We start from the raw sequence: 13,766 nt of genomic DNA on the forward strand, positions 1-13,766 counted from the left end.
AAGAAATATTCGTGCACCTTTTATAGCAAGATTTGCTGGCTGGATAAAGCACTGAACGACTGGAGACTGGCAAATGCTGCTACCGAACGTTTCGTATGGAGTCACAGCAGCGCTTTTGGTAGACTAGCGCCACTTTGAAAAGGTATCACTGACGAGCTGAACGAAACATGTCCCAACCATTAATCACAACACCAGCACCACTGACCAAAAAGTTAGGTGCATGGCTTTACGATGCGCTGATCTGCATAGCCATCTGGTTTTTGTGGGGATTATTCACTTTCCCATTAATTCGCTGGTTACTAGGTGTTGAGGACATCCACCAAGGACAGGATACCTTAACCTATAAAATCTACTCAATTCTGCCAGCGTTATTAATTCTGTTTTACTTCGTCGGCTCACACGTTCGTTACGGCCAAACTGTTGGCATGAGTTCCTGGAAACTGCTGTTGGTGCAAAACAATGGTAAGCCGGTGACATTTGGACAAGCGATGCTTCGTGATGTCACTGCCGTGTTAGGCATTGGTATGTTATTTAGCCTATTTAACGCCAAAAAGCTCGGCTGGCACGATATGCTCAGCGGTACTCGCGTAGTAGCTCTGCCCGATAAGAACAAAGACTAACCTCGCTCATAGCGCAAGACCTGACCTTTATAGCCTTTAGCTACTTCTTCATTAGGTATGGCGGCAGTTTGTGTATGTTGATAGCCCAAACCTACCATCTTGCGACTAAATTTCGCATGGTGGCCGCGGCCCGGATCAATCAAAATGACTTCACACTGCGGTTTAGCATGTTGATCAATAAAGTCTGACAACAGCTCAACATGCTCATCTTCATATAACAGATCACTGCCAATAATCAGATCAAACTGCCCGATACCACAGTCATCATCAGCCCAGCCAGTGCGCACAAAGGGGATTACCTGATCATTGTTTAATAAGGCATTGGTATTCAGAAAATTTTCAACTTCCGGATGGTAGTCCGTTGCCGTAATATCAGCCCGTCTTTTGTTCAGCACTAAACTGGCAAGTCCAATACCACAACCGACTTCCAGTATGCGTTTACCTTTTATATCAAAGTCATGCATGATGTCGGCCAGCACGCGGCTTGAGTCCCAGACTACACCGAAGATCGGCCAAGTCGCTGAGCTAATACCGAGATTTTCAGCAACTTGTTGTCGATCGGAAAATTGTTGTTTATCGCGCAAAGTGCGCAAGTGAATATCCATTTGACCACGGTCACCAAATTCTATCGTTTGGTAACGAAAACGTAAGGAAGGCATAGTAAGGTCTCAGTAGGAAGGTCCGTTGACCTTTGTAGTTACTTTAACCGATCTCCATCATAATAACGATAAAAAGTCTTTGTATTAAAAAGCTGAAATTCAGAGCTAGCCGGCTTTTCGAAGCAGATACCAGGCACCTGCTGCAAATATCGCCGGTGGCAAAATAGCGCCGAATATTGCAGGCATACCAAACACCAGGCTAACCGGACCAAAGGTGCGCACCGCAAAGAAATAAGCCATTCCAGTTAAGACTCCAACCAGAACTCTGGCGCCCATGGAAACACTCCGCATTGGTCCAAATACAAACGAAGCAGCCAGAATAATCATGATCGCAGTACTGATTGGCTGAATCAGTTTGCGCCAGAATGCCAGATCATAACTTTGCGTATCCAATCCATTATTAGCAAGATATTGCCGGTAACGATATAAACTCATAATATCCAGAGTTTCAGGGTCATCACTGAGAACTGACAAATTATCCATTTGAATATTGGTGCGCCATTCCATCGCATCAAATCGCTCCCGCTCAACTCTGTTTGGTAAAACAGTTGTTTGATAGCCATTCTTAAGTCGCCACACGTTCGCTTCTATCAAAGCGCTGGGGGCATGGATAACAGATTTCAGAGTCCGACTCTCATCAAACTGGTATATCGAAACACCTTCCATACGATCACTACCGATAACTTCCTTGACATGAACCATCTGACCGCCATCTTTTACCCAAACCCCTTGTTCGCCTTTAACCAGCTGCTCGCCCAGTATGGCTCGATTACGAATATCCTCCGCCATACGGGTCGTTTTTGGTGACACATATTCACCGAGGAAAATAGCAAAAGCAATAAGGATCAAACCATAGCTCAAGGCAGCACCAACAATTTGCATCGTTGTTTTACCAGCTGCACGCATGACCGTCAGTTCACTGCGAGATGCCAGCAGGCCTAACCCGGCAATTGATCCGATCAAAATTGCCATGGGGAAAAATTCGTAAATATATTGCGGCGCGAGCAATAAGGAATAAGCCAGTCCATCAACAAACTGATAACTGCCTTTGCCAAAATCGCCACTCTCATCAATTAATGCAAATAGGACCCGAATAATAGCCAGTGTCATCAAGGTCATGATGGAGGTGGCCAAGATGGTTTTACCAATATAAAAGCGAAGAATATTCACCTAGTTCGCTCCCTCATTATCCGTTACTTTTTCATTTGCTTTTGGGGTGTTAGAGCGACCATGCAGATACAGCAATCTTGCTGCTAAAAAGCCCATGATTAAATAGATTGGAATAAAACCCAACCAGCCCGGGATTTGCTCGGACTCCAAAGATCGCCTGAAGATAACGATTAACACGATATAGCCGATGTAAACCATCAAAGCTGGCAACATTTTAGCGAACTTGCCTTCGCGAGGACGCACACGACTTAATGGAATGGCGAGAAACATAAACAAAGGAACCGAGATTGGAACCGCGATACGCCAATGAAGCTCAGCCCAGCTGGCACCGTCAGCTGTTTGCCACAACTCTGGAGTTGATGTGGCGCTGATTTTGCGTCGTGACACAATGCTGCGGTCCGCATCCAGCCGTGCAAAATAACGCTCAAACTGGGTGATGTTCTTGATCTGCTGATTCTCATCAAGCTCATAGACATGTCCATCATTGAGCTGCAGAAAGTTTTTATCAATCGATTCATCATAAAAACGTTCAGCACTTTGCGCAGATATGATTCGTGTACCGGGGTTAGTTTCACTGGGCATTTCTGCCAAAAAGAAATTGCCTAACTGTGTCGAGCGCTCAGAAGAATCTGCATAAACCACTCCTTGGCCCTGTTGGAACATTTGAAAATGACCTGGCGTCAACATGCTCAGCTCTAACTTGCTGGCATGCTCATCGCGAATTTGATAGGTCAGCTCATTAGCTTGTGGTGACAACCATAAGGTCACCCCGCCGCCAATCAGCGCAATAATTACAGCAGCCGGTGCGAGCATTTTAATTAAAGAGCGCTCACTTACTCCCACCGAACGTAGCACAGCCATTTCACTGTCGACATACAATCGGCTGAAGGCCAATAAACACCCCAGAAAAAAAGCCAGAGGTAACAAGAAACCGATTAGCACAGGGCTATAAAGGCCAACCATTTGCCATACCATAGCACCGGAAATATCTCCTGCGGCTGCCTGAGCAAGATACTTCACGATACGCTGACTCATGAAAATGGCGAAAAGCACACCCAGAATGGCAGTGGTGCTGGTTAACACTTCGCGATTTAAATAACGACTTAAAATCAAAGGAAATCCTTGGTTTTACTAAGCTCAGTAGACCATTGAAAGGCCAACAAGCCCTACTATGCTCAGGCTTTAATACCGTGTCAAACAGCAAGATGCTGTGCTGGTATTAATTCTCATATCGGTTAAACTATGGCGCATTATAAACCAAAATCAACGATTTGCAGGTGATCTATGGAATTCTTTGTAAAAAGTGGCAGTCCCGAAAAACAAAAAACCGGTTGTCTCATTGTTGGCGTATTTGAGTCGCGTAAATTATCAGCTCAGGCACAACATATCGACGAAATTAGTGACGGCTATATCAGCGCCATTGTTCGTCGTGGTGACATGGAAGGTAAGTTTGGGCAAACACTTTTATTGCATAATGTTCCGCACACCAGTTGTGAACGTGTTTTATTGGTCGGTTGTGGTAAAGAGCGAGAATTCGACGGATCTCAGTACAAAAAACTCTCGAACAAAACTATCAAGTTTTTACACGAGACAGGCACTACCGATGCCATTAGCTGTCTACCTTTATTAAACGTTAAAGGCCAGGATTTATACTGGAAAGTACGCTTTGCAGTCGAAGCAGCTAACGACAGCCTGTATCAATTCGAAGAGCTGAAAAGTAAAAAGTCCGAAACACGCCGCCCTCTTCGCAAAATTACTTTATTTGTTGAGTCCCGTGCCGATCTGTCTGAAGGCGAGAAAGCCATTTTACATGCGCAAGCTATCAGTGTTGGTCAATCATTAACCAAGGATCTGGCCAACCTGCCTGGTAATATTTGTAACCCAAGCTATCTTGCCAAACGTGCCGAAGAGCTGGCCAAGCATTATAGTGCGATGAAAGCTACCATTCTCGATGAGTCTGAATTAGAAGATATGGGAGCGGGTGCTTTTGTATCAGTATCGCAGGGCTCGGATCAACCTGGCAAACTGATTTGCATGGAATATATGGCTGGCGGCAAAGATGAAAAACCGGTGGTTTTTGTCGGTAAAGGTATTACCTTTGATACTGGCGGTATTTCAATCAAACCATCAGCTGCTATGGATGAAATGAAGTTTGATATGGGTGGTGCTGCCTCTGTGTTTGGTGTTATGCAGGCCATCGCTGAAATGAATCTACCAGTAAATGTGGTGGGTGTGGTCGCAGCGGCAGAAAATATGCCAAGTGGTCGCGCAACTCGTCCAGGTGATGTGGTTACTTCATTGTCTGGTCAAACGATCGAAATTCTGAATACTGATGCGGAAGGTCGTCTGGTTCTGTGTGATGCGCTGACTTATATCGAGCGTTATGATCCTGATATTGTCATTGATATTGCTACGCTTACTGGGGCGGTAATCATTGCTTTGGGCCATGAAGCATCCGGCATGATGAGTAATAACAACGGCTTGGCCAATGAAATCGAATCGGCCAGCGAAGTGACGAATGATCGCGTATGGCGCCTGCCTATCTGGGAAGAATATCATCAACAGCTTAAGAGCAATGTTGCTGACTTTACTAATTTAGGTGGCCGTGCTGCAGGCTCGATCACAGCAGCCTGCTTCCTTGCCAAATTCACCAAAAAATATCGCTGGGCGCATCTTGATATAGCCGGCACGGCTTGGAACAGTGGCGCTAAGAAAGGCGCAACAGGTCGTCCTGTGCCGCTATTGTCGCAAATTGTTTTGAACCGAACCAAATAAGCATGACCCAAGTCGAGTTTCACATTCTAGAAAGCCAACCGGGTGAAGAAGCCTATTTTCGCCTGGTTGGGCAATGTGTTAAAAGTCTCTATAAGCAAGGGCGCAAAGTTTATATTCATACTCACGATGAAAAACAGGCTCATGCCATTGACGAGTATTTATGGACACTGGATTTGAATGAGTTTATTCCTCATAATCTAGTTGGCGAAGGGCCTGCTAAGGCACCTCCAGTCCAAGTGGGTTACACCCAGCCTCCCGAAGAGCAACATGATTGTCTGATCAATCTTTCGCGTGACGTGCAGCCTTTTTTCAGTTATTTTCTGAAGTGCTACGAAATAGTCCCGAACGAAGACGAACATAAAGAAAGCGCTCGAGAACGCTATAAGTACTATCGTGGGCACGGCTACCCTTTGCAGCATAAAAAACACTGACCTTTTGTATTTAAAAGGTAAATAACTAAAATTTATAATAATTTTAATAGCTTAGACGAGAACTATTGTATGAATGGGTTTACCCGATACGCCCTCAAAAATTTAAAAAGCACCGGAAGCATTGCTCCTAGCTCACGCTTTCTCGCTAAAAAGATAGCTAAAAACATTCCACCATCAGCCAAGACTCTGATTGAACTCGGTGCTGGAGATGGTGTTATTACCCGCCACATATTGGCTGCGATGGATCCCGATGCTCAATTAACTGCTTATGAGCTATCGGACGAGTTACTTCCATTACTTCAAGGTATTCAACATCCAGGGTTTAGTATCAACAATCATTCTGCGCTTGAGTTAACCAATGACTTTGAGCCTGGCAGTGTTGATTTCCTGTTGTCGTGTTTGCCCATTGCATTGTTCGATGAAAAAATGAAACGCGATCTGTTACAACAAATTCATCAGGTTCTATCTCCTGATGGTTTATTCGTGCAATATCAGTACCTGCCCAAAGACCGCAGACTGATCAGAGAGTATTTTCCCGAGACGAAATCGAAATGGATTGCACTGAACATTCCTCCTTCATTCATCTATATTGCTAAACCTGCAAAATAACCCCTGAATTCTAGGATTTGGCGCCATAAAAACCTGCACGAAAGTTCAACAAATCCTAGATATCTAAGCCATAGACGCTATAATTCAGGGCTTCACTACGAATAACGTTCAACCGGCTAAGACCAATATCATGGATAAAGCATACGACCCGAAATCGATCGAACAAAACTTGTACAAGACCTGGGAAGATAATGATTATTTTTCACCCAAAGGTGGTGACGAAAGCTACTGCATTATGATCCCTCCGCCCAATGTCACGGGCAGTCTGCACATGGGCCACGCTTTCCAGCACACGATTATGGATGCGCTGACTCGTTATCACCGCATGAAAGGCGACAACACCTTGTGGCAGCCAGGATCTGACCACGCCGGTATTGCCACACAAATGGTAGTTGAACGCTTATTAGATAAAGAAGGCAAGAGCCGCCATGATTTAGGTCGCGATGCCTTCATCGACAAAGTCTGGGAATGGAAAGAAGACTCTGGCGGCACCATTTCTCGCCAAATGCGCCGTTTAGGCGATTCCTGCGACTGGTCGCGTGAAGCGTTCACCATGGATGACGACCTTTCCAATGCCGTTTTAGAGGTTTTTGTTCGATTACACGAAGAAGGCTTAATCTATCGTGGTCAACGTCTAGTCAACTGGGATCCTAAACTACTAACCGCAGTATCGGATCTGGAAGTAGAGTCCCACGAAGAAGATGGTCACTTATGGCACCTGAAATACCCTCTAGCTGATGGTTCTGGTCATTTAGTGGTTGCCACCACTCGCCCCGAAACCATGCTTGGTGATACCGCAGTAGCAGTTCACCCGGATGATGAACGCTACCAACATCTAATCGGAAAAACCATTAAGTTGCCGCTTACTGACCGCGAAATTCCAATCATTGCCGATGATTACGTTGAAAAAGATTTCGGTTCTGGCTGTGTAAAAATAACGCCTGCTCATGACTTTAATGATTATGAAATGGGTCAGCGCCATAACCTTGAAATGATCAACATATTGACACCGACTGCTCACATTAGCGATACAGCACCAGAAGCTTATCGCGGCATGGATCGCTATGAAGCACGTAAGAAAGTCGTCCAAGATTTTGAGCAACTTGGTTTATTAGAAAAAATTGAACCTCATAAATTGAAAGTGCCACGTGGCGACCGAAGTGGTGTTGTCATTGAGCCTTACTTGACAGACCAATGGTACGTCAAAATTGCACCACTTGCTGAGCCTGCTTTAAAAGCGGTTAAAGATGGTGACATCAAATTTGTACCCGACAACTGGTCGAACACTTATTATCACTGGATGGAAAACATTCAGGACTGGTGTATCAGTCGTCAGCTTTGGTGGGGCCACCAAATCCCAGCTTGGTACGATAAAGAGGGCAATGTTTACGTCGGGCGCAGCGAAGAAGAAGTTCGCGAAAAGCATAACCTTGGCGTTCAGGAATTAACGCGTGACCCTGATGTGCTGGATACATGGTTCTCTTCTGCCCTTTGGCCATTTGCCACACTTGGCTGGCCAGAGGAAACTCCAGAGCTGAAAACCTTCTTGCCAACCAGTGTTTTGGTAACAGGTTTCGACATCATTTTCTTCTGGGTTGCCCGCATGATTATGATGGGCCTGAAATTCACTGGTGAAGTGCCTTTCAAAGAAATCTATATCACTGGTCTGATTCGCGATGAACACGGCCAGAAGATGTCAAAATCGAAAGGTAACGTGCTCGATCCGATCGACATCATTGACGGGATTGATATCGACTCTTTAGTGGCAAAACGTACCACTGGCATGATGAACCCTAAAGATGCGGAGAAAGTTTCCAAGCGCACCCGCAAACAATTTCCAGAAGGCATTGCACCCTATGGTACAGACGCGATGCGTTTTACCTTCTGTGCTATGGCATCCACTTCGCGCGACATCAATTTTGATCTTAATCGTGTGGAAGGTTACCGAAACTTCTGTAACAAAATCTGGAATGCAGCCCGTTATGTTCTGATGAATACTGAAGCTCAGGATACCGGGGTTAATGGCGGTGAAATGACCTTGAGTGTTGCTGACCGTTGGATTCAAAGCGAACTGCAGAAAACCATTACCGAATTTGAAAAAGCCCTTTCTAATTATCGTTTCGACCTGGCTTCTAACGCACTTTATGAGTTCACCTGGAACACCTACTGCGATTGGTATTTGGAGCTATCTAAGCCAATCCTTTATGGGGATGAATACAGTGAAGCCGAAAAACGTGCCACCCGTCATACCTTAGTTTCTGTATTGGAAAGTTTGATGCGCTTGCTGCATCCTTTCATGCCGTTTATCACTGAAGAAATATGGCAACGAGTGGCGCCTTTGACTGGTATCAATACCAAAGAGCAAACCAGTATAATGTTGCAACCGTTCCCTGAAGTTCAGACTAACTTAGTTGATGAACAGTCTGAACAAGATATCGAATGGTTAAAAACCATCATTGTTGGCGTGCGTAACATTCGCGGCGAAATGAATATTGCACCGGGCAAGCCGCTCACAGTTTTATTCCGCAATGGTTCTGAGCAAGACAAATCGCGTCTGGATAGTTACCAAAATTTCTTAAGCAAGCTGGCCAAACTTGAGTCCATCGAGTGGCTTTCACCTGATCAGGAAGCCCCCATGTCCGCTACTGCGCTAGCAGGCAAAATGGAAATATTGATTCCAATGGCAGGTTTGATTGACGTTGAACAGGAAATGGCTCGGCTCAATAAAGAAAAAGAAAAGCTTGAGAAAGAACAACAACGCATTAGTGGTAAGCTTTCTAACAAAAACTTTACTGACAAAGCACCTGAAGCAGTTGTTAGCAAAGAGAAAGAAAAGCTCGAAGAGGTTGAATCAACTTTGAGTAAAGTTGCTGAACAAATGAAACAACTGGAGTCACTATGAAAACTCTAACGCTTACCATTTTTTTCATCAGCTCCCTACTTGGGATGCCTTGCACCATTGCCGAGGAGCCGCAAAAACACTTCGGCTACTTTAAAGTTGGTAAAGGGCAGATTGGTGAAGCCTGCCCTGAGTTAAAAAAAGGACAGCAGTTAACCTACAGTGTTAAGAGCAACAAACCGGTTAATTTTAACTTCCACTATCACAAGGGTGAAGAAGTCGTCTACCCAGTAGAAGATCATGAAACACAACTGATTGAAAAAACTTTTACCGCAGACATGGATGAAACCTACTGCTTGATGTGGACCGGGCTTGAGGATAACTCCACAGTTAAGATAGAGTATTTTATACAATAACTATACCCTTACTCAGGAAATATCAATACCAAAAAGGCGCTAATATGCGCCTTTTTTATTACTGACTGGGTATTCACGATTAAAATAACTTTGGTCGATATTTGAAGTGTTTCTTCACTGTTTCGATGATCTGCGTTTCCGACATTTTGTCAGCCGCTTCGACTTCGATTTTAATCCCATTATCAAGTGAATTCTTTTCAAGATATTTTGCAAACTCTTTCTTTGCTTCAGCAGGGCCAAAGATATACAAATTTTTTGCATTATTCACACTGTTAGCCACTTGTGAATAATACTGATTAAGTATCTGCTGGTTCCGTCTATCAGCTTTATCTTCGGCAAAAACACCCTGTGGTCCGTAGGGCGTTTCAGAGCCAGCGCCACGTTTTTCATCAATATGCTCTTCTACTCCAGACTGAAAAAAGCGGGTGCTAATTCCCTTATCACTAACCCCAACCAAAACGGCCTCTCTGTGATCGAGCCAGACACCAATTTTAGAGTGAGCCATAAATACCTCCATATCAGAAGACATACCTCTATCATACTCCTTGATAAAAATATTTAAAGCCTACCGCATCACCCTAAAAGCATAGCGCCTACGGCAAACATACCTCCTCTGCAGGGGCTCGCATATTGTAATGAGTCGACATAACATGTCCGTATGCGCCAGCATTTTCTATCAGAATTAAGTCACCTTCAAAGGTGTCTGGAAACGGAATTTCAATGCCTAGCTTGTCGGTACTTTCACAAATCGGCCCAACAATGGTCGCCAAGTGGTTTTTACTGTCAGTCATGCGAGTTAAATTTACAATATTGTGATAAGAACCATACAGTGCGGGCCGCATGAGTGAGTTCATACCCGTATTAATGCCTACATAATAGTAATTCTGCTTCTGTTTAACCTGAGTCACTTTAGACACAAGAACTCCTGTGTTAGCAGCAATATATCGACCAGGCTCAATCCATAGTTGATAATCGGGATACAAGGCTTTTACTTCGAGTAAGCTCTGATTAATCTGTTCCATGGTCAATTCAGTTTGTTGGGCACGTTCTTTAATACCAAATCCACCACCCAAATTTAAATACCTCACATCAGGGAACTGTTGCGCAACACTGGCCAGAAGACGAGCATGTTCAGCCCAATGTTCGTTAGTTAAAATGCCGCTGCCAGCATGAGCATGCAAACCGAGTACTTTAATGTTGTGCTCTTTAATGATGGGTAGCAGCTCTTCTAATTCCTGAATGGGAATACCGAATTTAGAGGTAGCCCCTGCTGTACGCACATTCTCATGGTGACCTTTACCGATATTGGGGTCGATACGCAGGAAAATAGTCTTGTTTGTAAAAGTCTTTGCCCAATGCTTCAAAGGGTAGCTACTATCAAGTGACAACATTACTCCATAATCCAAAGCTTTTTGATATTCGCTATGGCTAGCAAAGTTAGGCGTAAAGAATATTCGGCTTGTTTCTATATCCGGAAATAGCTGCTTCACTCTCTCTACTTCGAAAATGGACACGGTTTCAAAGCCAATGCCTTGCTCATAAGCAGTTGTTAACACCTGCGGATGATTGTTCGCTTTTACCGCAAAGAAGATTTGATCGACTGCACTGATGCTTTGTAGGTTATTAATATTTTCAGCTACTGCGCTTAGGTTATAGATATAAGCATTTTCTCGTTCATCAAGACACTGTTCGATTTCACCGCGTCGCTGCTGCCACCACTTCTTCACAATAACTTCTGCAGCTGGCTTTTTCAGTTCTTTAGCAGTTGGACCAAGAATCTCACTGTTTGGGTTATTGCTAATTAATAATTCATGTAACGCTGCGATAACCTTATCGCAATGCTCATCATCAATAACAAAGGTCAGGTTAAGATCGGATGCAGCCTGCGATAACAAATAGACTTTATAGGTTTCAAAAATCGAAAATGCAGGAGCGATTTTGTGTAATATGGCGCGAACGTTCTGGCCGACAATAGATACGGCCGAGCAATTTTTCATGACATTGACTCGACAAATGGTCGCCAGTTCTTCGACCAGATTTTTTAGTCTTCGCTCACTAACTACCTGTGTCAAACTATCCAAACTAATAGTCACGTTGGTCTCAGAAGTCGACACCAAATCCACTGACACCTGATGCTTTTTAAAGATGGCAAACAAATCAGCTAGAAAGCCTGCTTGTTGCCACATGCCCTGGCTTTCCATCGAGATAAGTGTAATGCCATTCTTTGCTGTAATCGCTTTAACCATGCCCCAACGATTATCAAAATGATGGATTTGAGTTCCTGGTAACTCTGAATCAATGGTTGAACGGATAAAGATGGGGATGTTAGATAGCTGCGCCGGACGAATAGCTCTTGGATGCAACACCTTAGCGCCAGCAGAAGCCATCTCCTGCGCTTCATCGTAATTAAGGTGATTTAGCAAGCGCGCGTTAGGAACCTGGTTTGGATTTGCAGTGAAAATACCGGGTACATCCGTCCAAATTTCAAGCCTGCTCGCAGCCAGCTTTGCTGCAAAATAAGCAGCAGATGTATCAGAGCCACCCCGTCCCAGCAAGACTGTATCTTGTTCATCATTACTGGCAATGAAGCCTTGTGTGATAACGACTGGAGAATCTTGAGTAGCATTAATTAAGTTTTGATCAAGGTCGCATACACAGCCTGCAGACAGGTAGTCGCTCTGGCTTTGTGGGTTGGCGTATAAATAGCTTCTGGCATCCAACCATAACGGTTTATCATCAAGCACTTTTGACAAATACTCTGCACCAATCTTAGTAGCCCACAGCTCCCCCTGGGCCATAACCAAAGCACGCGTGCGATCGCTCACCTCACCCAGCAAGTTGATGCCATCCAACAACCGCTTTAAATACAAATACTCATCCGCTAGCAGGTTATCCGCTATTGCCAAGGAATCAATGAGTTGATCATGAAGTGTTACCACCTCCTGATAACCCTCCGCATAATCACCATCAATAGCCTGTACAATCAATTGCTCAAGATGATTGGATACCGTGCTAACGGCCGAATGAACAACAAACACCTTGATGCCTTTAGCACGTTTTCGTTTGACAATTTTGGCAATGGTATCCCAGTTATTGCGTGAAGATACGCTGGTACCACCGAATTTCAAAACGTGCGCAGTGTTAGTTGTTGTCATCGCCAATCTCCAAATCTGTTATGCGAATATCGTGTTAATAAAATCTTGAGCCATAAAAAAACCCGCAGAGGATGTCCTGTGCGGGCTTTGAAATAGAAAACAAATTAACTTTTCTTTCACCCACAATCATAAAGGACACGTTTTTTAAGTGCCTTCTTAGTCTGTTTCTTGAAAGAAAAAGTCATATTCATAATGCGAAATATAAGTGATTTAACGGATAAGTCAAATAATTACTGGTTATTTATTTTGCTTGTCTGCTCTTTTGTTGCGAAAGAATCGTTTTAATTGCTCGCTACACTCTTCCTGTAATAAGCCTGATTCAACAACACATTGATGGTTAAAGCTTGGATTCCGCAAAATATTCAGTACGGAACCAGCAGCACCCGTACGTGGATCGGTTGTTGCAAAAACCACTCTCGACACTCTTGCATGAACCATTGCCATGGCGCACATTGCGCAGGGTTCAAGAGTCACATATAGCGTTGTATCCACCAGACGATAATTATCAAGCTCTTGTCCAGCCGCCCTTATGGCAATCATTTCAGCATGAGCCGTAGGGTCATGGTTAAGAATGGGCTGATTAAAGCCTTCGGCTATCACTGCTCCCTCTTTTGCCAACACGGCACCCACAGGCACCTCGCCCTTCTCTTCGGCGATAGCCGCCAATTCAAAAGCTCGTTGCATGCAATGATGATCAAATTCAGTAAAGTCAGCCATGAGAATCGAGTGTCAGTTATTTTGATGGGTTACGCTTTATAAGCTAACCCATCCTATAAGAACAGATATATGAAACCAATTCTTGATTATAAATCTAAGATTTTTGATGTTAGGCGCACTGCCCAATCATACTGTTAAAACCAACAAATCAATTAGCGAGAAGAAATATTGGATTTTTCTGCTTCTGCAAGGCGTAAGTTCGCGCAAAGAGGGAGTGGACATAGAGTCCATGACCGATTGAGCAAACTTACAACACAGCAGAAGCAGATAAAGACTTATATATTCCGCCAATTCTGTAGACGCAGGATTTTTGCGATCTCTACGCGGCAAAAACAGATTTTAGCGCGGAATGGACACCTAGTCCCTGAGCACTAA

Annotated in this window: 12 protein-coding genes; 6 read left to right on the plus strand and 6 right to left on the minus strand. The window is 44.1% G+C overall.

Features of this window, described 5'->3' with window-relative positions; translation table 11 throughout:
- Nucleotides 1–167 precede the first annotated feature (167 nt).
- Nucleotides 168–620, plus strand: coding sequence for an RDD family protein (locus ACYTXU_RS08100; protein ID WP_462206153.1), 453 nt, complete (start codon nucleotides 168–170; stop codon nucleotides 618–620).
- On the opposite strand, the gene ACYTXU_RS08105 is transcribed toward ACYTXU_RS08100, so the two are convergent.
- The 3 genes from ACYTXU_RS08105 to lptF form a co-directional block, all read right to left on the minus strand.
- Nucleotides 617–1,279: a class I SAM-dependent methyltransferase gene (locus ACYTXU_RS08105; RefSeq protein WP_462206154.1), complete on the minus strand. Its 663-nt coding sequence runs from the start codon at nucleotides 1,277–1,279 to the stop codon at nucleotides 617–619. The genes ACYTXU_RS08100 and ACYTXU_RS08105 overlap by 4 nt on opposite strands.
- A 105-nt stretch (nucleotides 1,280–1,384) precedes the next feature.
- On the minus strand, nucleotides 1,385–2,449 hold the full coding sequence (gene lptG / locus ACYTXU_RS08110) for an LPS export ABC transporter permease LptG (protein ID WP_462206155.1): 1,065 nt from the start codon (nucleotides 2,447–2,449) through the stop codon (nucleotides 1,385–1,387).
- Entirely contained in the window at nucleotides 2,450–3,562 is a 1,113-nt protein-coding gene (lptF, locus tag ACYTXU_RS08115; RefSeq protein ID WP_462206156.1) for an LPS export ABC transporter permease LptF, read from the minus strand.
- 171 nt (nucleotides 3,563–3,733) lie between these two features.
- On the opposite strand from lptF, the gene ACYTXU_RS08120 reads away from it, so the two are divergent.
- From ACYTXU_RS08120 to ACYTXU_RS08140, 5 genes are all read left to right on the plus strand, one after another.
- A complete protein-coding gene (locus ACYTXU_RS08120) occupies nucleotides 3,734–5,224 on the plus strand; it encodes a leucyl aminopeptidase (RefSeq protein WP_462206157.1) in 1,491 nt (496 codons plus the stop codon).
- A 2-nt stretch (nucleotides 5,225–5,226) separates the two neighbouring features.
- Nucleotides 5,227–5,655, plus strand: coding sequence for a DNA polymerase III subunit chi (locus tag ACYTXU_RS08125; RefSeq protein ID WP_462206159.1), 429 nt, complete (start codon nucleotides 5,227–5,229; stop codon nucleotides 5,653–5,655).
- Between the two features lie 69 nt (nucleotides 5,656–5,724).
- Entirely contained in the window at nucleotides 5,725–6,264 is a 540-nt protein-coding gene (locus ACYTXU_RS08130) for a class I SAM-dependent methyltransferase (RefSeq protein ID WP_462206160.1), read from the plus strand.
- Nucleotides 6,265–6,394: 130 nt separating this feature from the next.
- A complete protein-coding gene (locus tag ACYTXU_RS08135; RefSeq protein WP_462206161.1) occupies nucleotides 6,395–9,166 on the plus strand; it encodes a valine--tRNA ligase in 2,772 nt (923 codons plus the stop codon).
- Nucleotides 9,163–9,519 carry a hypothetical protein gene (locus ACYTXU_RS08140; protein WP_462206162.1) on the plus strand — a complete coding sequence of 119 codons (357 nt, stop codon included), beginning with the start codon at nucleotides 9,163–9,165 and terminating at the stop codon, nucleotides 9,517–9,519. Before ACYTXU_RS08135 ends, ACYTXU_RS08140 begins: the two co-directional genes overlap by 4 nt.
- 79 nt (nucleotides 9,520–9,598) lie before the next feature.
- On the opposite strand, the gene ACYTXU_RS08145 is transcribed toward ACYTXU_RS08140, so the two are convergent.
- The 3 genes from ACYTXU_RS08145 to tadA all read right to left on the minus strand — a co-directional run bounded on the left by ACYTXU_RS08145 (nucleotide 9,599) and on the right by tadA (nucleotide 13,391).
- Nucleotides 9,599–10,024 carry a hypothetical protein gene (locus ACYTXU_RS08145; protein WP_462206163.1) on the minus strand — a complete coding sequence of 142 codons (426 nt, stop codon included), beginning with the start codon at nucleotides 10,022–10,024 and terminating at the stop codon, nucleotides 9,599–9,601.
- Nucleotides 10,025–10,112: 88 nt separating this feature from the next.
- The gene (locus ACYTXU_RS08150) at nucleotides 10,113–12,674 is read right to left on the minus strand and encodes a bifunctional aspartate kinase/diaminopimelate decarboxylase (protein ID WP_462206164.1); all 2,562 of its coding nucleotides are present in this window, start codon (nucleotides 12,672–12,674) and stop codon (nucleotides 10,113–10,115) included.
- Between the two features lie 237 nt (nucleotides 12,675–12,911).
- Entirely contained in the window at nucleotides 12,912–13,391 is a 480-nt protein-coding gene (gene tadA, locus ACYTXU_RS08155; RefSeq protein ID WP_462206165.1) for a tRNA adenosine(34) deaminase TadA, read from the minus strand.
- Between the last annotated feature and the right edge of the window lie 375 nt (nucleotides 13,392–13,766).

Source organism: Kangiella sp. M94, from assembly GCF_054926195.1.

What these genes read in the sequence shown, in the direction of transcription:
- ACYTXU_RS08145 (WP_462206163.1), bottom strand. Translation starts at nt 10,024, where the DNA reads ATGGCTCACTCTAAAATTGGTGTCTGGCTCGATCACAGAGAGGCCGTT.
- ACYTXU_RS08105 (WP_462206154.1), bottom strand. Translation starts at nt 1,279, where the DNA reads ATGCCTTCCTTACGTTTTCGTTACCAAACGATAGAATTTGGTGACCGT.
- ACYTXU_RS08100 (WP_462206153.1), top strand. Translation starts at nt 168, where the DNA reads ATGTCCCAACCATTAATCACAACACCAGCACCACTGACCAAAAAGTTA.
- ACYTXU_RS08150 (WP_462206164.1), bottom strand. Translation starts at nt 12,674, where the DNA reads ATGACAACAACTAACACTGCGCACGTTTTGAAATTCGGTGGTACCAGC.
- ACYTXU_RS08140 (WP_462206162.1), top strand. Translation starts at nt 9,163, where the DNA reads ATGAAAACTCTAACGCTTACCATTTTTTTCATCAGCTCCCTACTTGGG.
- ACYTXU_RS08130 (WP_462206160.1), top strand. Translation starts at nt 5,725, where the DNA reads ATGAATGGGTTTACCCGATACGCCCTCAAAAATTTAAAAAGCACCGGA.
- tadA (WP_462206165.1), bottom strand. Translation starts at nt 13,391, where the DNA reads ATGGCTGACTTTACTGAATTTGATCATCATTGCATGCAACGAGCTTTT.
- ACYTXU_RS08125 (WP_462206159.1), top strand. Translation starts at nt 5,227, where the DNA reads ATGACCCAAGTCGAGTTTCACATTCTAGAAAGCCAACCGGGTGAAGAA.
- ACYTXU_RS08120 (WP_462206157.1), top strand. Translation starts at nt 3,734, where the DNA reads ATGGAATTCTTTGTAAAAAGTGGCAGTCCCGAAAAACAAAAAACCGGT.
- ACYTXU_RS08135 (WP_462206161.1), top strand. Translation starts at nt 6,395, where the DNA reads ATGGATAAAGCATACGACCCGAAATCGATCGAACAAAACTTGTACAAG.